At 71.8% G+C, this 19,042-nt stretch carries 21 protein-coding genes and 1 pseudogene; 13 read left to right on the top strand and 9 right to left on the bottom strand.

Features of this window, described 5'->3' with window-relative positions:
* Positions 1 to 21: 21 nt before the first annotated feature.
* Complete coding sequence (locus ACF08M_RS03215) at positions 22 to 1,287, bottom strand: anion permease (protein WP_392183509.1); 1,266 nt, start codon at positions 1,285 to 1,287, stop codon at positions 22 to 24.
* 297 nt (positions 1,288 to 1,584) lie between these two features.
* Between ACF08M_RS03215 and ACF08M_RS03210 the strand changes: the two genes are divergently transcribed.
* The 3 genes from ACF08M_RS03210 to ACF08M_RS03200 all read left to right on the top strand — a co-directional run bounded on the left by ACF08M_RS03210 (position 1,585) and on the right by ACF08M_RS03200 (position 4,955).
* Positions 1,585 to 2,244, top strand: coding sequence for a class II aldolase/adducin family protein (locus ACF08M_RS03210; RefSeq protein WP_392183508.1), 660 nt, complete (start codon positions 1,585 to 1,587; stop codon positions 2,242 to 2,244).
* Positions 2,245 to 2,331: 87 nt separating this feature from the next.
* Positions 2,332 to 3,459 carry an alpha/beta hydrolase gene (locus ACF08M_RS03205; RefSeq protein ID WP_392183507.1) on the top strand — a complete coding sequence of 376 codons (1,128 nt, stop codon included), beginning with the start codon at positions 2,332 to 2,334 and terminating at the stop codon, positions 3,457 to 3,459.
* Between the two features lie 185 nt (positions 3,460 to 3,644).
* Positions 3,645 to 4,955 (top strand): hypothetical protein, encoded by a 1,311-nt coding sequence (locus tag ACF08M_RS03200; RefSeq protein ID WP_392183962.1) that lies wholly within the window; start codon positions 3,645 to 3,647, stop codon positions 4,953 to 4,955.
* Positions 4,956 to 5,064: 109 nt separating this feature from the next.
* Here the strand turns inward: ACF08M_RS03200 and ACF08M_RS03195 are convergent, their stop codons facing one another.
* The gene (locus tag ACF08M_RS03195) at positions 5,065 to 5,478 is read right to left on the bottom strand and encodes a VOC family protein (RefSeq protein ID WP_392183506.1); all 414 of its coding nucleotides are present in this window, start codon (positions 5,476 to 5,478) and stop codon (positions 5,065 to 5,067) included.
* A 92-nt stretch (positions 5,479 to 5,570) separates the two neighbouring features.
* Positions 5,571 to 5,777: pseudogene (locus ACF08M_RS03190) on the bottom strand (neutral zinc metallopeptidase); the annotation flags it as partial.
* 125 nt (positions 5,778 to 5,902) lie between these two features.
* Here ACF08M_RS03190 and abc-f point away from each other — a divergent pair.
* The 8 genes from abc-f (at position 5,903) to amaP (ending at position 11,553) form a co-directional block, all read left to right on the top strand.
* Positions 5,903 to 7,501, top strand: coding sequence for a ribosomal protection-like ABC-F family protein (gene abc-f, locus ACF08M_RS03185; protein WP_392183505.1), 1,599 nt, complete (start codon positions 5,903 to 5,905; stop codon positions 7,499 to 7,501).
* Between the two features lie 342 nt (positions 7,502 to 7,843).
* Positions 7,844 to 8,065, top strand: coding sequence for a helix-turn-helix domain-containing protein (locus tag ACF08M_RS03180; RefSeq protein WP_018518904.1), 222 nt, complete (start codon positions 7,844 to 7,846; stop codon positions 8,063 to 8,065).
* A gap of 153 nt (positions 8,066 to 8,218) precedes the next feature.
* The gene (locus ACF08M_RS03175; protein WP_392183504.1) at positions 8,219 to 9,010 is read left to right on the top strand and encodes an enoyl-CoA hydratase/isomerase family protein; all 792 of its coding nucleotides are present in this window, start codon (positions 8,219 to 8,221) and stop codon (positions 9,008 to 9,010) included.
* Between the two features lie 203 nt (positions 9,011 to 9,213).
* Positions 9,214 to 9,687, top strand: coding sequence for an Asp23/Gls24 family envelope stress response protein (locus ACF08M_RS03170; protein ID WP_392183503.1), 474 nt, complete (start codon positions 9,214 to 9,216; stop codon positions 9,685 to 9,687).
* Positions 9,688 to 9,735: 48 nt separating this feature from the next.
* Positions 9,736 to 9,927: a hypothetical protein gene (locus ACF08M_RS03165; protein WP_392183502.1), complete on the top strand. Its 192-nt coding sequence runs from the start codon at positions 9,736 to 9,738 to the stop codon at positions 9,925 to 9,927.
* 5 nt (positions 9,928 to 9,932) lie between these two features.
* Positions 9,933 to 10,286, top strand: a complete 354-nt coding sequence (locus tag ACF08M_RS03160) for a hypothetical protein (protein ID WP_392183961.1) — start codon at positions 9,933 to 9,935, stop codon at positions 10,284 to 10,286.
* Positions 10,283 to 10,969 (top strand): DUF6286 domain-containing protein, encoded by a 687-nt coding sequence (locus tag ACF08M_RS03155; RefSeq protein ID WP_392183501.1) that lies wholly within the window; start codon positions 10,283 to 10,285, stop codon positions 10,967 to 10,969. The genes ACF08M_RS03160 and ACF08M_RS03155 overlap by 4 nt, the downstream gene beginning before the upstream one ends.
* Positions 10,970 to 10,974: 5 nt before the next feature.
* Positions 10,975 to 11,553: an alkaline shock response membrane anchor protein AmaP gene (amaP, locus tag ACF08M_RS03150; protein ID WP_392183960.1), complete on the top strand. Its 579-nt coding sequence runs from the start codon at positions 10,975 to 10,977 to the stop codon at positions 11,551 to 11,553.
* A gap of 63 nt (positions 11,554 to 11,616) precedes the next feature.
* Here amaP and ACF08M_RS03145 read toward each other — a convergent pair whose 3' ends face one another.
* The 6 genes from ACF08M_RS03145 to ACF08M_RS03120 all read right to left on the bottom strand — a co-directional run bounded on the left by ACF08M_RS03145 (position 11,617) and on the right by ACF08M_RS03120 (position 17,194).
* Complete coding sequence (locus ACF08M_RS03145; RefSeq protein ID WP_392183500.1) at positions 11,617 to 12,372, bottom strand: SDR family oxidoreductase; 756 nt, start codon at positions 12,370 to 12,372, stop codon at positions 11,617 to 11,619.
* Positions 12,373 to 12,377: 5 nt separating this feature from the next.
* Positions 12,378 to 14,177 (bottom strand): glycoside hydrolase family 15 protein, encoded by a 1,800-nt coding sequence (locus ACF08M_RS03140; RefSeq protein ID WP_392183499.1) that lies wholly within the window; start codon positions 14,175 to 14,177, stop codon positions 12,378 to 12,380.
* Positions 14,178 to 14,291: 114 nt separating this feature from the next.
* Positions 14,292 to 15,125, bottom strand: coding sequence for an SURF1 family protein (locus ACF08M_RS03135; RefSeq protein ID WP_392183959.1), 834 nt, complete (start codon positions 15,123 to 15,125; stop codon positions 14,292 to 14,294).
* A gap of 71 nt (positions 15,126 to 15,196) precedes the next feature.
* Positions 15,197 to 15,430 carry a hypothetical protein gene (locus ACF08M_RS03130; RefSeq protein WP_389989957.1) on the bottom strand — a complete coding sequence of 78 codons (234 nt, stop codon included), beginning with the start codon at positions 15,428 to 15,430 and terminating at the stop codon, positions 15,197 to 15,199.
* A gap of 64 nt (positions 15,431 to 15,494) precedes the next feature.
* Positions 15,495 to 16,490, bottom strand: coding sequence for a DEDDh family exonuclease (locus tag ACF08M_RS03125; protein ID WP_392183498.1), 996 nt, complete (start codon positions 16,488 to 16,490; stop codon positions 15,495 to 15,497).
* Positions 16,491 to 16,519: 29 nt separating this feature from the next.
* The gene (locus tag ACF08M_RS03120) at positions 16,520 to 17,194 is read right to left on the bottom strand and encodes a TetR/AcrR family transcriptional regulator (protein WP_392183497.1); all 675 of its coding nucleotides are present in this window, start codon (positions 17,192 to 17,194) and stop codon (positions 16,520 to 16,522) included.
* Positions 17,195 to 17,350: 156 nt separating this feature from the next.
* Here ACF08M_RS03120 and ACF08M_RS03115 point away from each other — a divergent pair, with 156 nt between their 5' ends.
* Together ACF08M_RS03115 and ACF08M_RS03110 are read left to right on the top strand one after the other, a co-directional pair.
* Positions 17,351 to 18,151: an acetoacetate decarboxylase family protein gene (locus ACF08M_RS03115; protein WP_392183496.1), complete on the top strand. Its 801-nt coding sequence runs from the start codon at positions 17,351 to 17,353 to the stop codon at positions 18,149 to 18,151.
* Positions 18,148 to 19,032, top strand: coding sequence for an SDR family NAD(P)-dependent oxidoreductase (locus ACF08M_RS03110; protein ID WP_392183495.1), 885 nt, complete (start codon positions 18,148 to 18,150; stop codon positions 19,030 to 19,032). The genes ACF08M_RS03115 and ACF08M_RS03110 overlap by 4 nt, the downstream gene beginning before the upstream one ends.
* Positions 19,033 to 19,042: the final 10 nt, after the last annotated feature.

Raw genomic sequence — 19,042 nt, 5'->3', positions numbered from 1 at the left:
GGCCGGGTCCGGGCGGACGGCCTAGACGGTGGCGGGTCGCGCCGGGTCCGGAGTGGTCCCGGCCGGGGCCGGAATGGTGGTCTTGAGGTCCTGGGCCGTCGCCTGCGCCACGGTGGGCGGCGGGATGACGGCGGCGATGGCCGTCGTGACGACGCCCGCGGGCTCGGCGTCGCCGCCCGTCGGTGCGACGTCGCCGTGGCCGACCGGCTTGCGGCGCGACACCAGCCAGATCGTCCCGGAGCCCGCGACCAGCAGCACCGCGACGACGACGACGCCCCAGGTGCCCTGCTTGGTGAGGAGTTCCGCGCCCGCGCCGACCAGGCCCGCGGCCGGCAGGGTCAGGCCCCAGGCGACGAACATCCGGGTGGCGGTGGACCAGCGGACCACGCCGCCCCGGCGGCCGAGGCCCGCGCCCATCACGGCGCCGGAGCAGGACTGGGTGGTGGAGAGGGAGAAGCCGAGGTGCGAGGAGGCCAGGATGACCGTGGCCGCACTGGTCTGGGCGGCGAAGCCCTGCGGCGGCCTGAGATCGGTGAGGCCGCTGCCCATGGTGCGGATGATGCGCCAGCCGCCCAGGTAGGTGCCGAGCGCGATGGCCGTACCGGCGCAGACGATGACCCAGACCGGCGGGTTGGAGCCGGGGTGCAGGACGCCACCGGTGACCAGCGCGAGGGTGATGATGCCCATGGTCTTCTGCGCGTCGTTGGTGCCGTGGGCGAGGGAGACCAGTCCGGCCGAGGCGATCTGACCGGCACGGTAGCCCTTTGCGGTGGCCTTCTCCTGGGCGTCGTTGCGGATCTTCCCGCCGATCCGGTACGTCAGCCGGGTGGCCAGCAGCGCGGCCAGACCTGCGACGATCGGGGCGGCGACCGCGGGGAGCAGCACCTTGGTGACGACGGTGCCGCCGTTGACCGACGACCAGCCCGCCGACATCACCGCCGCGCCGATCAGGCCGCCGAACAGGGCGTGCGAGGAGCTGGACGGCAGTCCGACCAGCCAGGTCAGCAGATTCCACAGGATGGCGCCGACGAGTGCCGCGAAGATGACTTCTGTCCGCAGCCCGTCCTCGTTGATGATCCCGCCGGAGATCGTCTTGGCGACCTCCACGGACAGGAACGCGCCGACGAGGTTGAGAACGGCGGACATGGCCACCGCTGTCTTCGGTTTGAGTGCGCCGGTCGAGATGGTGGTCGCCATCGCGTTGGCGGTGTCGTGGAAACCGTTTGTGAAATCGAACACTAGAGCTGTCACGATCACAATCGCGAGGAGCAGCGTGATGTGTTCCATTTACCCAGGCAATCGTTCGACGTCATTGGCACGTGGACCGTAGGCAACCTGAGTGAACGGAAGATGAACTGGATGGGTCACTGTGGTGACTCCAAACGGAGTCGGGCCGCTCTGTTTCTCCTCCGGTTGCCGCCCGGGGGCGGTACGGGCCGGGATGGGCCCTGTGAGGCCGCCTTTCGGCTGCTCGGCACCCCTGTGGCGAACTTCTCCGATATGTGACGGTCACCTCTTCTATGTGACGGTCACATATCGGCCGACCGTGTGTCCGTTCGCCCTCCGGGCTGACAGGATCTCCGCATGAGCGATCAGCAGCGGGACGCGATCGAACGGGCCTGGGAGGGTGTCGTCGCCACCGCCCGCAGGACGGCGGCGGACGGCCTCGTCGTCGGGACCTCGGGAAACGTGTCGGCCCGGGTCGGCGGGACGGTCCTGGTCACCCCGAGCGGAGTGCCGTACGACCGGCTCGGCCCCGAGGACGCGGTCGGCGTCGATCTGGAAGGCAACCGCGTCCTCGGCGCACTGGCGCCGACCAGCGAACTCCCGCTCCACCTCGCGGTCTACCGGAACAGCGGGGCGGCCGCCGTCGTCCACACCCACGCGGTGCATGCCACGGCCGTCTCCACCCTGGTCCCCGAGGTCCCCCCGGTCCACTACGCCGTCGCCATGTTCGGGGGCTCCGTCCGGGTCGCGGCCTACGCGCGCTACGGGACCGGGGAACTGGCCGAGAACATGCTCACCGCCCTGCGCGGCCGGACGGGCTGCCTGCTCCAGAACCACGGAACCGTCACCTACGGAGCCACCCTGGACGAGGCGTACGACAGGACCGCCCAGCTGGAATGGCTCTGCCGGCTCTGGCTCACCGCGAGCTCCGTGCCCGGACACACCCCGAACCTGCTCTCCCCGGCCCAGCTGTGCGACGTACAGGAAGCCCTGAAGGGATACGGGCAACCCGGCTGACGGTACGGCCGGCCCGCCCCCCGCCTCCCCGCCACCGGACGGTCCCGTCCGGTGGCAGAGTGCGGCACACCCCACGACACTGGAGCGGTGCGCCCGGCAACAGTCACGGCAGCGGCCGTCACCACGATCCTCGGCGTCGGTGCGGCAGCTGTCGCGGCCGGCCGGTACGCCAGCGACGCCGCACTCAGGACGCCGTCCGGACGACCGCTCCCGGCCGACCGCAGGCTCACCGTGCACGCCACGGCCGCCGGACAGATCACCCTGACCCGCTCCCTCGCGGCCCTGCGGCCCGGCAGGTACGGGCTCGTGGGCGACGACGTCCACGCCGTCGTCGGCCCGGTGATCGAACACGCCCATCACGCCCCCGACACCGTCGTCCGCCGGCTGGAGCGGGTCGACCGCGGCAGCCTGGAACCCGGTGCCAAGGTCCGCATCACGCCGCAGTTGTACAGCGGCGACCCCTCCTCGGCCCTCGGCCTCGCCCACCGGGAAGTCGAGATCCCCGGCGAACTCGGCGCGCTGCCCGCCTGGTTCCTGCCCGGCGCCCGCACCACCTGGGTCATCACCGTGCACGGCCTCGGCACCACCAGGGAACACCCCCTGAACGTCATGGGGTTCCTGGACGACCTGCACCTGCCCGTACTCGACCTGGCCTACCGGGGCGACGCCGGAGCCCCCCGTTCCCCGGACGGTCTCGCCCACCTCGGCGAATCCGAATGGCGTGATCTGGACGCGGCCATCCGCTTCGCCGTGCGGTACGGAGCCGAGAGGGTCGTCCTGCACGGCTGGTCCACCGGCGCCTCCATGGCACTGCACGCGTCCGTCAACTCCGCGCTGCGCGACCGGATCCGTGGTCTCGTCCTCGATTCCCCGGTCCTGGACTGGGTCACCACGCTGCGCGCCCTGGCCGTCGCCCGCGGGATCCCGGCCGCCCTGCTGCCGCTCGCCGTCCGTGCCGCCCAGGGGCAGACGGGGCTGCGCGGTGCCCGGCTCCTGGACGGCTCCCTCGCGGCGGAGCTGCGCGCCCCGACCCTGATCTTCCACGGCCCGGACGACACCCTGGCCCCCTGGCAGCCGTCCCGCGAGCTGGCCGCCCGCCGCCCGGACCTGGTCTCCCTGCACGCCGTACCGCAGGCTCCGCATGCGGCCATGTGGAATGCCGACCCGGCCCACTACGAAGAGGCCCTGCGCCGCTTCCTCACGCCCCTGATGTGACCTGTTGCGAGGGATCGGCCGATTGGTTCCGGACCTCGGCCGACGCCCTTGTCCCCGCGAATTCGGGTTCCGTTTGGGCTTTCGGGCCGTCAGGGGCAAGACTGCTCCCCGTGACGTCCCGTACTCCGCGCGACTCCAGGCTGCGACTTGTCCGCCCGCGACCCATTGCCACCGCTCGCAAGGCCGTGACCACCCGGCGGACCAGGCCGGCCCCCCGCCCCCCGGAGGGCACCCCGCCCCGGGCCGAACTGGCCCGCCAGGCCAGGACGGTCCTCGCCGATGCCGTACGGATCGCCCACTGGGCAGCCGACGGCCCGATCCCCGGCGCTCCACCGCCGGCCGCCCAGGCTCTCGAACGGGCCGCGACGGCCCTGGAGTTGTCCCCGGCCCAGGTGCGCTCCGGCTGGGACCGGGCCCGCCTCGCCGGTCTCGTCGAACTGCACGGCGGTACCGCACGCCCCGGCTGGCGGCTGCGCGCCTGGGGCCGCGACGACTCCGCCGTGCTCCGCGGCTGGGTGGCGCTCTTCGACGCCTGGTCCCTCGTCCATCCCGCGCCCGAGGGCATCGAGTCCACCGCGGTCGCCGAGGCCGTCGAGGCCGTGCCCCAGGTGCTCTCCCTCCTCCAGCTCTCGGCCGGCCCGGTCACCGTGCCCGCCCTCCTGGACCTGCTCGGCCAGCGCGTCGCGGAACTCCACGAGGAGCGCTGCGAGGTGCCCTACGGACCGCAGCCGCGGCCCGTACCGGTCGAATCCGCCCCCGCCGCACACCCCGCCGCCCTGGTCGCCCTTCTTCTCGACTGGGCCCTGGAAGGGCTGGCCGCCGTCGGCGCGCTCACCCTCGGCGCCGGGCACGCCACCCTCACCCCGCTCGGAAACTGGGCGGTCTGGGTCAAGCTGGAACAGATCTGCGTCGCCGCCCAGAGCCCCGCCGGGAACATCGAGCAGTCCGCCGCCGACATGCTGCTCGGCTGCGCCCGGCTCACCCCCGGCCCGGCCCGCGACGAATACCGCGCCTGGCTCGCCGCCCGCCCCGTCGGCAGCGCCGTCGCCGAACTCCTCGCCGTGGCCCGCGGCGAGGACGCGCTGTTGCGCGGGCTCGCCTTCGAAGCACTCCGGGTCGTGGGCGCCCCGGCGGAACCCGAGGTGCGCTCCGTCGTCGACGACGTCTCGCTGCGCGCCTACGCGCTGCTCTGGCTGGCCGAGTACGAGGGAGCCGACCCCGAGGACGCCCAGGACGTGCTCAGCCGGGAGGAAGCCACCTGGCTGTGGGTCGACACCGCGGCGGCCGTCGCCGACCACGGCGAGACCGGCCTGCTGGTCCGCCATCTCGACTCGGCCGTCCAGGGCACGGTCCCGGCGCTGCTGGACGAGGTGCGGGCCGTCGGCCACCCGCGCACCGTGCAGGTCCTGGTGGCCCTGGCCGCCGCGCACCCGGACCCCGCGCTGGCCAAAGCGGTGCGCCGGGCCGCGTTCCAGGTGCACACGGGCGGCGCGTAGCGCGTACGGCCACGCCGGACGGGGGCCGACCCCCCGGAGCCCGTCCGGCCGAGTGTCCGTCAGCCGGCCCGTGCCGCCGTCCGGCCCGTGCCGCCGGCCGTCCGTCCGGTCAGTCCGCCGACCCGGGTGCGTACGTCCCGAAGCTCCACACATTGCCCTCCCCGTCGCGCGCCATGTAGTCGCGCGAGCCGTAGTCCTGGTCCGTGGGCGGCATCAGGATCTCCACCCCGTGCTCCACGGCCCGGGCGTGGTGCGCATCGACCTCGTCCACCACGACGTAGACACCGGCGGGGCCCGCCCCTCGCATCGCCTCGGCGAAGACGCCCTCGCGGCCCTTGGAGCCGAGCATCACCCTGCCGTTGCCGCAGGACAGCTCCGCATGGAGGACCTGGCCGTTCTCGCCCTCGTACACCGCCTCCTGCTTGAAGCCGAGGCCCTCCGTCAGGGTCCTGATCGCGGCCTTCGCGTCGTCGTACAGAATCGTCGGATAGATCGTCGGAACGCCGGCCGGTGCGCCTGCCATGACGCTCACCCCTTCTCGTACTGTGTGACCCGTTTCTGCGATCTCTGTGATCTGCGTCTCAGTCTTCCATCGGCCGCCGACAGTGGCCCGGTTCAGCGGAAGGTGTTGCGGTCGGTCATGTCGCCGCTGCGGAAGCCCGTGGTGAACCACGGCCGGCGCCGCGCGGCCGAGCCGTGCGTCCAGGACTCCGGTGCGACCCGGCCCTGGAACCTCCCCTGGATCCGGTCGTCGCCGGCCGCGGCCGCCGCGTCGAGGCCGTCCCGGATGTCCGCCCGTGCCGGCGAGGTGATCGGCGGCCGCAAAAGCAGTTGCACACCGCCAGTAGAATGAGCCGTATGGCAAATCTCCCTGTGTGTGAGTAAACGGCGTCGAGTCGTGAGTCCGTAGCCGTCCGTCCGCCGTCCACCCGCCCTGGAGTTTTACCTTGATCACCGCTTCCGCCATCGAGCTGCGCGCCGGCGCCCGGATCCTCATCGAGTCCGCCTCCTTCCGTATCGCCAAGGGCGACCGCGTCGGCCTCGTCGGCCGCAACGGAGCGGGCAAGACCACCCTCACCAAGTGCCTCGCCGGTGAGGGCAGCCCCGTCGGCGGCACCATCACCCGCTCCGGCGAGGTCGGTTATCTGCCGCAGGACCCGCGCACCGGCGACCTCGACGTACTCGCCCGCGACCGCATCCTCTCCGCCCGCGGTCTCGACGAGATCCTGCGCAAGATGCGGGAGAACGAGGAGCGGATGGCGAACGGCAAGGGCGCCACCCGCGAGAAGGCGATGAAGAAGTACGAGCGCCTGGAGACGGAGTTCCTCACCAAGGGCGGATACGCCGCCGAGGCCGAGGCCGCCACCATCGCCGCCGCGCTCAGCCTGCCCGACCGGGTGCTCGGACAGCCGCTCCACACGCTCTCCGGCGGTCAGCGCCGCCGTGTCGAGCTGGCCCGCATCCTGTTCTCGGACGCCGACATCCTGCTGCTCGACGAGCCGACGAACCACCTCGACGCCGACTCGATCGTCTGGCTGCGCGACTACCTCAAGACCTACCGCGGCGGCTTCATCGTGATCTCCCACGACGTCGAGCTCGTCGAGACGGTCGTCAACAAGGTCTTCTACCTCGACGCCAACCGGTCGCAGATCGACATCTACAACATGGGCTGGAAGCTCTACCAGCAGCAGCGCGAGGCCGACGAGAAGCGCCGCAAGCGCGAGCGGCAGAACGCCGAGAAGAAGGCCGCGGCCCTCAACTCGCAGGCCGACAAGATGCGCGCCAAGGCCACCAAGACCGTCGCCGCGCAGAACATGGCCAAGCGGGCCGAGCGGCTGCTCTCCGGTCTGGAGGCGGTCCGGGTCTCCGACAAGGTGGCCAAGCTGCGCTTCCCCGAGCCCGCGCCGTGCGGCAAGACCCCCCTGATGGCGGAGGGGCTGTCCAAGTCGTACGGCTCGCTCGAAATCTTCACCGATGTGGACCTCGCCATCGACAAGGGCTCCCGGGTCGTCATCCTCGGCCTCAACGGCGCGGGCAAGACCACGCTGCTCAGGCTTCTCGGCGGCGCCGAGAAGCCCGACACCGGCCAGGTCGTCGGGGGCCACGGACTCAAGCTCGGCTACTACGCCCAGGAGCACGAGACCCTCGACCCGGACCGCTCCGTCCTGGAGAACATGCGCTCCGCGGCGCCCGATCTCGATCTCGTCGACGTACGCAAGACGCTGGGCTCGTTCCTCTTCTCCGGGGACGACGTCGACAAGCCGGCCGGAGTCCTCTCCGGCGGCGAGAAGACCCGTCTCGCGCTGGCGACCCTCGTGGTCTCCTCCGCCAATGTGCTGCTCCTGGACGAGCCGACGAACAACCTCGACCCGGCCAGCCGCGAGGAGATCCTCGGCGCGCTGCGCACGTACAAGGGCGCCGTCGTCCTTGTCACGCACGACGAGGGGGCGGTCGAGGCCCTCCAGCCGGAGCGCATCATCCTGCTGCCGGACGGTGTCGAGGACCTGTGGGGCGCGGACTACCAGGACCTGGTGGCGCTGGCCTGATCCCCGTACGGCCACCGTCTGATCCACTCCGTATGGATCATTCGGCCCATGCGTGATCCCTCATCTGCGTGAGTACGTCTCGTACCTCGGCGCGGCGCCCGGCAGATGTCTGCCGGGCGCACCCATTTGGGGCCCGTCATCCCCGTGTGGCCCTGACCTGGTGGTTCACCCCGCGACTCTTCCCGCCAACCCCCGCAGCCCCACGGATTACGGGATTCCGGTCGGGTCGGCCCGCTGTCCGGGCGGGAATCCGCTTGCGCGGACCTTGCGGAATGGGTGGCCAGGAAGCCCGCGAGGGGTGATCATGAGAGTCCAGAGCGCACTTCCCATGAGGAGGCACGGGTGGCCGAGACTCTGAAGAAGGGCAGCCGGGTTACCGGCGCCGCGCGCGACAAGCTCGCGGCAGACCTGAAGAAGAAGTACGACTCCGGTGCGAGCATCCGGGCGTTGGCCGAAGAGACCGGCCGCTCCTATGGATTCGTCCACCGGATGCTCAGTGAGTCCGGAGTAACGCTGCGTGGACGCGGCGGAGCGACACGGGGCAAGAAGGCCGCCACGGCCTGACGGCCTTCGGCGGATCGGGGCAGGCTCGTCCGGGCCCGTCCCGGGGCTCACCGGTTACGGCGGTGGCCACCCGGCCGACCATGAGGTCGACCGGGTGGTTACTGTTCAGTCACTTAGCTCCACATGCTGACTGAACCGATCCGGAGGCGCCCCATGACCTCGTACGACTCTGTGCTCGACAAGGACGGCGTACGGCTCACCGTCGACGACGCGGTTGCCACGGTGACCCTCACCAATCCGGCCAAGCGCAACGCTCAGTCCCCCGCTCTGTGGCGGGCGTTGACCGAGGCCGGACGGGCACTGCCCGGCAGCGTGCGGGTCGTCGTGCTCCGTGGCGAGGGCAAGTCCTTCTCCGCGGGCCTCGACCGGCAGGCGTTCACCCCTGAGGGGTTCGACGGTGAGCCGTCCTTCCTCGATATGGCGCGTGGCCCGGAGCCCGAGCTCGACGCGACCATCGCCGAGTACCAGGAGGCGTTCACCTGGTGGCGCCGCAACGACATCGTGTCGGTCGCGGCCGTCCAGGGGCATGCGATCGGTGCCGGCTTCCAGCTCGCCCTCGCCTGCGATCTGCGCATCGTCGCCGAGGACGTGCAGTTCGCCATGCGTGAGACCAGCCTCGGCCTGGTCCCCGACCTCACCGGCACCCACCCCCTGGTGCACCTGGTGGGGTACGCCCGCGCGCTCGAAATCTGCGCCACGGGCCGCTTCGTGCACGCCGAGGAGGCCGAGCGCACCGGCCTCGCCAACCTCGTGGTCCCCGCCGACGAGCTGGACGCGGCGGCCCGTGACCTGGCCGGCGCACTGCTCGCCGCCCCGCGCGACGCGGTCGTGGAGACCAAGGCGCTGCTCGGTGGTGCCGTCTCCCGCGGCTACGAGGAGCAGCGCATCGCCGAACGCGCCGCGCAGGGGCGCCGTCTGCGCGACCTGGCAGGCATCACCGACTGAGAGCCTGTCGGGTGACCTCTGATCGGGAGCCGGTTCCGCCCCCGACCGCCGGACGGGTCCCGGTCCCGGTCCCGGTCCCGGTCTCGAGCCCGCCCGGTGGCCGTCGTCATTCCCTCGGCCTGCCGCATCCACGGCGCGAGACGGGGCAAGCGCACTTAATGTGGGCAAGGAGGTCCAAACCTGCCCCGAAGGGAAGAATGGCGATGACCGAGACCCCCCAGCGGAACCGTTCCGAGCACGCCGACAAGGAATCGAGCCCGCTCGTCAAACGCGGCGGGGGAGACCCCGCGACCCGTGGCCGCACGACCATCGCCGACGGTGTGGTCGAGAAGATCGCGGGAATGGCAGCACGTGATGTGGTCGGTGTCCATGCGATGGGCAGCGGTCTGTCACGCACGTTCGGTGCGGTGCGCGACCGGGTCCCCGGCGGTGGCAAATCCGTCACCCGTGGGGTCAAGGCGGAAGTGGGCGAGTCGCAGACCGCACTCGACCTCGAAATCGTCGTCGACTACGGCGTCTCGATCATCGATGTCGCCCGTGATGTACGGCTGAACGTGATCGCGGCGGTCGAGCGGATGACCGGCCTGGAAGTCGTCGAGGTCAACATCGCGGTGAGCGATGTGAAGCTGCCCGACGAGGCCGACGACGAGGACCAGTCCGAACCACGTCTTCAGTAGGCCCGGGAATCCGTGGGCCTTTGAACCGAGCCAGTCGAGGAGCGCACGATGAGCATGGCGGTGGTCGGCATGGTGGCCGGCATGGCGCTCGCATTCGCCGGGTACTTCGGCGGATTCGGGGCCTTCCTCCTGGTGGCGGCGTTGGGGGCGGTCGGCTTCGTCGCCGGCCGGTTCCTGGAGGGCGACTTGGAACCCGGCTACTTCTTCCGGGGTCGCGAACGCGGCGACCGGCGGCGGTGACGGTGGTGCCGGGGGTGAGCGGGCGGGTCGCGGCCGGTGCGCGCGGAGAGACCCGGATCGCCGACCGGGTGGTCGCGAAGATCGCCGCACAAGCGGCGAAGGAGGCGATCGACGAGCCGCCGGAGGAAGGCGTCTCGCCACGCGCCACGGTCACGGTGCACCGTGGCGCCGCCCGGGTGCGGGTGAGTCTGGAGCTCGGATATCCCACCGACATCGGCCGCCAGTGCGGCGGGGTACGCCGGCATGTCGCCGAACGGGTGAGGGCATTGGCGGGGATGGACGTGCCGGAGGTCGCCGTACAGGTCGAGCGCCTGTATCCGAGGGGAGCGGGCATCGCGGCACAGGGGAGGACCCGATGACCGGGCCCCACGACCCGGAGCACCGCACGGGGCGGCTGCCCGCCGCCCCGCCCGCCGAACGGGGGGAGGCGCTCGGACCCGACGAGCCCGCCTCGTCCGCCGCGTACGATCCGGTGCCCGCGCAAGCGGAGAGCGACGGCCGGCCGGGCCGTTTCTGGTCCGCGCGCCGCATCCCCGCCGCGGTGCTCGCGCTGGTGGTCCTCGGCGGCACCGGCCTGCTGCTCTACGACGTGGCGGCGGTACGGGCCGGCCGTCCGGCGATGCGGTGGCGCCGCGTGCTCGCCGCCGAACTCGCCGACCGTCCGCTGGACGACGTCTGGGTACTGGCCGGCGCGGCGGCCGCGCCGGCGATCGGCATCTGGCTGCTGGTGCTCGCCCTCACCCCCGGGCTCCGCGCCCTGCTGCCGATGCGCCGCGACCGTCCCGGTGTACGGGCCGGTCTCGACCGGACCGCGGCGGCGCTGGTGCTGCGCGACCGGGCCGTCGAGGTGTCCGGTGTGCAATCGGTACGGGTCCGGATGCGCCGGGGCAGAGCCGGGGTGCGCGCGGTGTCGCACTTCCGTGAGCTCGACGACGTACGGGCCGATCTGGACACCGTGCTCGGGGCCGCCGTCAGGGAACTGGGGCTGGCCAGGCCGCCGAGCCTGTCCGTGCAGGTCCGCCGTCCGGCGAAGAGGGGGTGAGCCCGTTGCTCAGGACCGTCAACCGGGTGCTGCTCGGCCTGGCCGGGCTGGTGCTGATCTGCGTCGGCGGCGCGGTGCTCGCCGCCGGACTCGGCCTCGCCGTACCGTCCTGGTGGCCCTGGTACGGCAAGGGCGATGTCCTCCTCGGCGCGGCCGGCCGGGACCGCTGGCGCGGCGAGGGATGGTGGTGGCCGACGGTGATCGCGGTCCTGGCCGTCGTGGTCGTCCTCGCCCTGTGGTGGCTGCTGGCCCAACTGCGTCGTGCCCGCCTCGCCGAGGTGCTGGTGGACAGCGGCGACGGCGAGGGCGCGGTGCTGCGGGGCCGGGCCCTGGAAGGGGTGCTCGCCCAGGAGGCGGGGACCCTGGACGGAGTGGCCCGCGCCCAGGTCGGGCTGACCGGCCGCCGCGGTTCGCCGCACGCCAGGATTCGTCTGCTGATGGAGCCGCACGCGGCGCCGGACGAGGCGCTCGGCCGCCTCGCCGACGGGGCGTTGGCCCATGCGCGGGACTCGGCGGGGCTGGCCGAACTGCCGGCCGAGGTGCGGCTGAGAGCGGTCAGGCACCGTGCGGAAAGGGTGAGCTGACGGTCCGTCGGACGGGCTTGGGGCGTATGTCCGTCCGACGGCGCGAAGCGAGCCCGGGCCGGTTCAGAAACCGTGCCGGAAGCCGCCGTCGACCGGCACCATGATGCCCGTCAGATACGAAGCCGCGGGCGAGAGCAGGAACGCCGTGGTCCGGCCGAACTCCTCCGGCGTGCCGTACCGCCGCAGCGGAATACGCGACTCACCTGCTGCGCGGGATGCCTCCGCATCGCCCGAGAGCGCGTCCAGCTCACGCACCCGGTCCGTGTCGATCCGGCCCGGCAGCACGCCCACCACCCGGATGCCCCGGGGGCCGAGCTCGTCGGCCAGGGATTTGGCGAAACCGGCCAGGCCGGGGCGCAGACCGTTGGAGATCGTCAGCCCGGCGATCGGCTCGTACACGGAGCCGGAGAGCACGAAACCGATGACCCCGCCCTCGCCGAGCGCGGTCGCCGCGGCCCTGGCGAGACGTACCGCACCCAGGAACACCGACTCGAAGGCCGACTGCCACTGCGCGTCGGTGTTGTCGGCGAGGAAGCCGGGCGCCGGTCCGCCGACGCTGATGAGAATGCCGTCGAGCCGCCCGAACCGCTCGTGCGCACGGTCGACGAGACGCTGGGCCGAGGCGGGGTCGGCGTTGTCGGCGGCGAGGCCGACGGCGGCCGCCCCCAGTTCGGCGGCGGCCGCCTCGACGCGCTGCTCGTCCCGCCCGGTGATGATCACCCTCGCGCCGTCCTCGGCCAGCGCCCGGGCCGTGGCGTTGCCCAGCCCCCGGGTCGCTCCGGTGACGATGTACACGCGGTCCTTCAGTCCCAGATCCATGGGCCCTATCCTGCCGCGCCGGGCTCCAGGGTGTCCTCCCCGGCCAGGGCCATGGCGGTGCCCACCAGTCCGATGTGGCTGAACGCCTGCGGGAAGTTGCCGACCTGCCGACGCCCGACGGTGTCGTACTCCTCGGCGAGCAGCCCCACATCGTTACGGAGCGCCAGCAGCTGCTCGAAGAGATCGCGGGCCTCGTCGTCGCGCCCGGTCAGATGCAGGGCGTCGGCCAGCCAGAAGGAGCACGCGAGAAAGGCTCCTTCGCTGCCGGGCAGCCCGTCGATCGAGACGCCGTCCGTGCTGTAGCGGCGGACCAGGCAGCCGCTGCCCAGCTCCTCCCGGACCGCGTCGACCGTCCCGATCACCCGGGGATCGTCCGGCGGCAGGAACCCGGTCCGGGGGATGAGCAGTGTCGCGGCGTCCAGGTTCCGGGAGCCGTAGGACTGCGTGAAGGTGTTCCGCACCGGGTCGAACCCCTTCTCGCACACCTCCCGGTGCACGGCGTCCCGCATCGTCCGCCACCGGTCGGGGTCGCCGGCCAGCGAGGGGTTCTTCTCCAGGGTGCGTACGGCACGGTCGGCGGCGACCCAGGCCATCACCTTGGAGTGCACGAAGTGGCGGCGCTGGCCGCGGATCTCCCACAGCCCCTCGTCCGGCTCGCGCCAGGTGGACTCCAGGAAGCCGAGCAGGCTGAGCTGCAGATTCCAGGCGTGCGGCTTGTCGTCCAGGCCGGCCTCGCGCGCGAGCCGCAGCGAGTCGATGACCTCGCCGTACACATCGAGCTGACGCTGGCGCACCGCGGCGTTGCCGATCCGGACCGGGCCGGAGTTCTCGTATCCGCGCAGCCAGGACAGCTCCGACTCGGGCAGCCTGCGCTCGCCCGCCAGGCCGTACATGATCTGCAGGTCGGCCGGGTCCCCGGCGACGGCCCGCAGCAGCCAGTCCCGCCAGGCCGCGGCCTCCTCCAGATAGCCGGCCGAGATGAGGGCGCCGAGGGTGAGTGTGGAGTCCCGTAGCCAGCAGAAGCGGTAGTCCCAGTTCCGTACGCCGCCGATCTCCTCGGGCAGCGAGGTGGTGGGAGCCGCCACGATGCCGCCGGTCGGGCCGAAGGTGAGCGCCTTCAGTGTGATCAGCGAGCGGATCACCGCCTCCCGGTACGGGCCGCGGTACCTGCACCGCGCGGACCACTCGGACCAGTCGGCGAGGGTGCTCTCCAGCGCCTCGAACGGGTCGACGAGTTCGGGACGGGGCGAGTGCGAGGGGTGCCAGGTCAGAACGAACGCCACCCGTTCGCCCGCGGAGACGGTGAACGACGAGCAGGTGGAGAACTGCTGGCCCCAGGTCTTGACCGGCGGCTCGCTCCGCAGCCAGGCCGAGTCCGGCCCCGCGACCGCCACCCGGTGGCCCTGCGAGCGGCGCACCCAGGGCACGACCGAGCCGAAGTCGAAGCGCAACCGGATCACGGAGCTCATCTCGACAGTGCCGCTGATGCCCTCGATGATCCGCATGACATCGGGTTCCCGGTCGCGCTGCGGCATGAAGTCGATGACCTTGACCGTGCCGGTACGGGTCTCCCAGTACGTCTCCAGGACGAGGGAGTCACCCGCGTAGCCGCGCCGGGTGCAGGTGTCGGCACCCCGCGGGGCGATCCGCCAGTGGCCGTTGTCCTCGTCGCCGAGCAGGGCCGCGAAACAGGCGCCCGAATCGAAGCGGGGCAGACAGAGCCAGTCGACAGAACCGTTCCTGCCGACCAGGGCGGCTGTCTGCAGATCGCCGATGAGGGCATAGTCCTCGATGCTTGGGGTCACGTTCTGGCGTGTTCCCGAACATGGGCATCGCTAAGCAGCCCAGTCCCATGAGGAGCAGGCGTCACGTCGGCGCCCCGGCCGCTCCGGTACGACGGCACCCCGGCGCGGACGGCGTCAGGCCGTCGCGGGCTCCGGCTGTTCCGGCTGTTCGGGGTTCTTCGGCCGGGAGGAGTCCTGCTCCCCGGCGGCGGCCTTGGCCGCGGCCTCCACCCGGTCGCGCTTCTCCCGGCGGGCGAGCACCACGAAGCCCACCGGCACCCCGGCGGCGAACAGCCACCACTGCACGGCGTACGCCATGTGCGGACCGATCGATTCGTCGTCGGGGGCGGCGATCAGTTCCGGTGAGCCGTTGGATGGCTCGGGTCCGGTCTGCTCGATGTACCCGCCGAGTACCGGCCGGGAGAGCCTCTTGGCCTCCTGGGCGCTGTTGATCAGCATCACCTGGCGGTCCGGCAGGTCCGAGATGTCCTTGATGCCGCTGGCGCCCGTCGTCTCGTCGGCCTTGAGCCGCCCGGTCACGGTCACTTCGCCCTTGGGTACGGCTGGTACGTCGGGGAAAGCACGCTGGCTGTCGGCGGAGGGCACCCAGCCGCGGTTGACCAGGACCGTGCCGCCGCCCTTGAGATCGAGCGGGATCAGCACATGGACGCCGATCCGGTCGTCGGTGGAGGTCCTGCGTCGTACGACCACCTGGTGTGCCGTGTCGTACGTACCCGTGGCCGTCACCGTGCGCCAGTAGTCGGAGCGCGGAACCGTGTGGCCCGGGGAGGTGAGCGAGGCGACCGGGACCGTTTTCGCCTTGAGGTTGCGGGAGATCAGGGAGTTCTGCGCGACCTTGTGCTCATGCCGGTGCAGCTGCCAGAAGCCCAGCTCGACCATCGTGGGAATCAGCACGAGGGAGAGGAGGGCGAGGATCAGCCACTGTCGGGTCAACAGGAAGCGGTACACCCCATGACGGTACAACTGCGTCATGGGGTGCATCGCGCAGGGGTGGGGGAAGTGAGTGCGGCGGCCGGTGCTCAGACTTTGTCGATGATGCCCACCCTCCCCTCGGCGCGGGCGCAGTGACCGCCGCAGAACCAGTGGCCGTCGACCTCGACGCCCTGGCCGATGATCTGGACCCGGCAGTGCTCGCAGATGGGTGCCATGCGGTGAATGGCGCAGGAGAAGCAGTCGAAGACGTGCACCGCGCCCTGTGCGTGCACCTCGAAGGACATGCCGTAATCGTTTCCGCAAACCTCACAACGTGCCATGCGCCACAGGGTGGGACGCCGGGGCGGCGGCGGGCGAGCGGCGGGCGGGCGAGTCGCCCCCGGTTCACTCCGATGACCGTGCGGCCCGCTGTGGAGCCGGTGCCACATCGCGCAACAGATGGGTGAACGCACTCTCGTCCAGGACCGGTGTCCCGAACGACTTCGCCTTCACCGTCTTCGACGTGGCCGAGTCCGGGTCGTTGGTGACGAGCAGACTCGTCAGCCGGGACACGCTGGTCGCCACATGCAGCCCGGCCTCCACGGCCCGGTCCTCCAGCAGCTCGCGGTCGATGGAGGTGTCGCCGGAGAACGCCACCCGCATGCCCTGCATGAGGGGTTTGTCCTTCTCGTACCGTCCCGGGTTCGGATACGGGCAGGCCGGACGCTTGCGCGAGGGCCGCCAGCTGCCCTGACCGTACGAAGGCTGACGGCCGATCCGCGGGGTGACCGGGGAGTCCGACCACTCCGTCAGCGGTAGGCACTCCAGCAACGGCAGCCGCACCCCGCCCCGCGCCGCCGCGTGCAGACTCGGCCGGAACGCCTCCGCCAGGACCCGGGCGTCGTCCAGCGCGTGGTGGGCGCGCTGCTGCACGACTCCGAAGTGCGCGGCCAGCGACTCCAGCTTGTGGTTGGGCAGCGGCAGCCGCAGCTCCTTGGAGAGGGCGATGGTGCACAGCCGCTGCTCGACGGGGGCGGTGACGGAGGCCCGTGCGTACTCCCGGGCCAGCATCGACCAGTCGAAAGCCGCGTTGTGCGCGACGAGCACGCGGTCCGCGAGCCGCTCGGACAGCTGGGCGGCGACCTCCGGGAAGAGCGGAGCGTCTTCGAGGACCTCGCTGGTCAGCCCATGGATCCAGACGGGACCGGGATCGCGCTGCGGATTGACGAGGGTGTACCAGTGGTCCTCGACATTGCCCTGCGCGTCCAGGCGGTACACGGCGGCGGACACTATCCGGTCGTCCCGTGCGAGTCCGGTGGTCTCCACGTCGACGACCGCGTACCCCTGCGGGTAGGCGGTCGGCCACGGTGCTGCGGTCTGGCGGTCGTCGAGCATGGTCACAGAGAATACGGGCCGCGACCGACAGTCTCCTATTCGGCCGTCTCCCGCCCCGGCGCGGGGGTTCCGGGGCGGGACACCTGTTGTACGGGGCCGGCCAGCAGCCCCTCCACCAGGGCCCGCACGGAGTCCGCGAACAGCCGGTCCGGGTCGGCGGGCCGGGCCAGCGCACGGGCCAGCGCCGGGTCGTCGTCCGCGGTGGACGCGGCCCACAGCTCGCCCTCGCCGGGGGACTGGACGGGGGACCGCTCACGGTTGCGTTCGACGAGCAGGAAGCCGACGGTCTGGAACTGCACCGCCCGCACCGCCGCCGCCGCCCGCGCCCCGCGCAGCCCCGCCGCGTGCACCTCGTGGACGAGGGCCTGCTGCGCGGGGAGGAACATCCGCTCGGTGAGCCCCCGTTCGTGGACCATCGCGATCAGATGCGGCCGGGCCCGCAGTTCACGGCGCAGACCGCGGGCGACGGAGACGATGCGGGCCGCCGGGGTCCGGCCGGCCGGGCGGAGGGTGCCCATCTCCCGCACGGTGCGCTCGACGAGGGCGTCCAGGAGCGATTCACGATTGCCGACGTGCCAGTAGATCGATGTGACCGCGGTGCCCAGTCCGGCGGCGAGGGCGCGCATGGTGAGGGCCTGCGGGCCGTGCCGTTTCACCAGCGCCGCGGCGGTGTCCAGGATCTCTTCACGGGTCAACGACGATCGGGCCACAGCGCTCCTTGATTCCCGGACTCCGTTACGTGCACGCCTATTTACCCTTCATCGGCATGGGTGTAACTGTGTTACAGAACCCGGCGACGAGAACCCGGGCACGGAGAACCCGACACGGAGAACCGATTCACGGACGACCGAGAAGGGTGGTACGGCATGGCACGTGTACGGTACGGCGCGCGCACCGAGGCCGAGATCGAGGCGGCCCGCGCGGCCCGCTCCACACTCCCCGACATCTGGTCCACCGGCGTGATGGCCCTCTGGGAGAGCGATTCCGACGCGGTGGCGGCCGTCCTCCCGCCACCCCTCGAACCCGCCGGACGCCCGCTGGTCCGGGCCGCCATCAGCACGGTCCAGCTCCCGGGCTATCCGCTCGGCGCCGGCTCCGTCGCGGTGGCCGCCGTCCACGACGGGCACGAGGGCTGGTATCCGCTCGTCATGCCGATGACTCATGAACGGGCGCTGACCGGCGGCCGCGAGGTGTTCGGCGAACCGAAGAAGCTCGGCGAGGTCACGGTCGAACGCGACGGCCTCGTCGTCCGGGCCGCGCTCGCCCGGCACGGCATCGCGTTCGTCGAGGTGCGGGGCGCGGTCGACGGGCCGCTCCCCCTGCCCGAACCGGTCGACAAGCTCGACTTCTACTTCAAGTTCCTGCCCGCGGTGGACGGCGGGGGCTTCGACTGCGATCCCGTCCTGATCCACTGCACCCGCCGCGAGAAGGTCCGCCGGCTGGAACGCATCTCGGGCGACGTGGTGCTGCGCGAGTCGGTGTACGACCCGGTCGCCGACCTCCCCGTACGCCGGCTGGTCGAGCTCACCATCGGCGAGAAGACCAGTGACCAGCGGGGCAGGGCCGTGGAGCGGGTGAGCGCCGAGGCGCTGCTGCCGTACATCCACCAGCGCTACGACGACCCGCAGCAGATCCACGACGGCCCGCCGGAGGGGAGCGTCCGATGAGGCTGGAGGAGGGGCAGGTGGCCGTCGTCACCGGCGCCGCGAGCGGCATCGGCCTCGCGATGGCGCGCAGGTTCGCATCCGAGGGGCTGCGCGTCGTCCTCGCCGACGTGGAGGAGGGAGCGCTCGACGAGGCGGCCGCCGGATTGCGCCGGGACGGTGCGCGGGTGCTGGCCCGGGCCGTCGACGTCGGCGAACGCGACTCCGTGCAGGCGCTGGCCGAGGCCGCGTACGACACCTTCGGCGCCGTGCACGTGCTGTGCAACAACGCCGGTGTCGGCTCCGGGGCCGAGGGCCGGATGTGGGAGCACGAGCCCAACGACTGGAAATGGGCCTTCGCGGTCAACGTGTGGGGTGTCTTCCACGGCATCCAGGCGTTCGTGCCGCGCATGCTCGCGGACGGCGGCCCCGGCCATGTCGTCAACACCTCGTCCGGCGACGGCGGGATCGCCCCGCTGCCGACCGCCTCCGTGTACGCGGTCACCAAGTCCGCCGTCGTCACCATGACCGAGTCCCTCTACGCGCATCTGAAGGCGGAGCGCGCGGCGGTCGGCGCCTCGGTCCTCTTCCCCGGCCCGCACATGCTCCGTACCGGACTGTGGGAGTCGCACCGCAACCGGCCCCAGCGGTACGCCAAGGAGCGCCCGCGCAGGACCCCGTACCGCAGCCTCGACCAGTGGGAGTCCGCGATGCGGGCGGCGGGCCACGAGGTGGAGTTCACCCCTGTGGAGGACGTCGCCGCGACGGTCGTGGACGGGATACGCGCCGACCGCTTCTGGATGCTGCCGGAGAGCGAGCACAGCGACCGGCAGATCCGTGCCAGGTCGCAGTCGATGCTCGACCGGGCCGACCCGTCGTACCTGGAGAGCTTCATACTCGACTGAGGAGCGGGCA

The organism is Streptomyces sp. NPDC015032 (assembly GCF_043080425.1).
GTDB lineage: Bacteria > Actinomycetota > Actinomycetes > Streptomycetales > Streptomycetaceae > Streptomyces.
This window is presented reverse-complemented; position numbering and strand designations above follow the sequence as displayed.

Bases quoted from the DNA above. Each gene is read 5' to 3' on its own strand.
- ACF08M_RS03175 (WP_392183504.1), top strand. From the start codon at position 8,219: ATGACCTCGTACGACTCTGTGCTCGACAAGGACGGCGTACGGCTCACC.
- ACF08M_RS03195 (WP_392183506.1), bottom strand. From the start codon at position 5,478: ATGGCAGGCGCACCGGCCGGCGTTCCGACGATCTATCCGACGATTCTG.
- ACF08M_RS03115 (WP_392183496.1), top strand. From the start codon at position 17,351: ATGGCACGTGTACGGTACGGCGCGCGCACCGAGGCCGAGATCGAGGCG.
- ACF08M_RS03170 (WP_392183503.1), top strand. From the start codon at position 9,214: ATGACCGAGACCCCCCAGCGGAACCGTTCCGAGCACGCCGACAAGGAA.
- ACF08M_RS03155 (WP_392183501.1), top strand. From the start codon at position 10,283: ATGACCGGGCCCCACGACCCGGAGCACCGCACGGGGCGGCTGCCCGCC.
- ACF08M_RS03215 (WP_392183509.1), bottom strand. From the start codon at position 1,287: ATGGAACACATCACGCTGCTCCTCGCGATTGTGATCGTGACAGCTCTA.
- ACF08M_RS03165 (WP_392183502.1), top strand. From the start codon at position 9,736: ATGAGCATGGCGGTGGTCGGCATGGTGGCCGGCATGGCGCTCGCATTC.
- ACF08M_RS03130 (WP_389989957.1), bottom strand. From the start codon at position 15,430: ATGGCACGTTGTGAGGTTTGCGGAAACGATTACGGCATGTCCTTCGAG.
- ACF08M_RS03210 (WP_392183508.1), top strand. From the start codon at position 1,585: ATGAGCGATCAGCAGCGGGACGCGATCGAACGGGCCTGGGAGGGTGTC.
- ACF08M_RS03145 (WP_392183500.1), bottom strand. From the start codon at position 12,372: ATGGATCTGGGACTGAAGGACCGCGTGTACATCGTCACCGGAGCGACC.
- ACF08M_RS03110 (WP_392183495.1), top strand. From the start codon at position 18,148: ATGAGGCTGGAGGAGGGGCAGGTGGCCGTCGTCACCGGCGCCGCGAGC.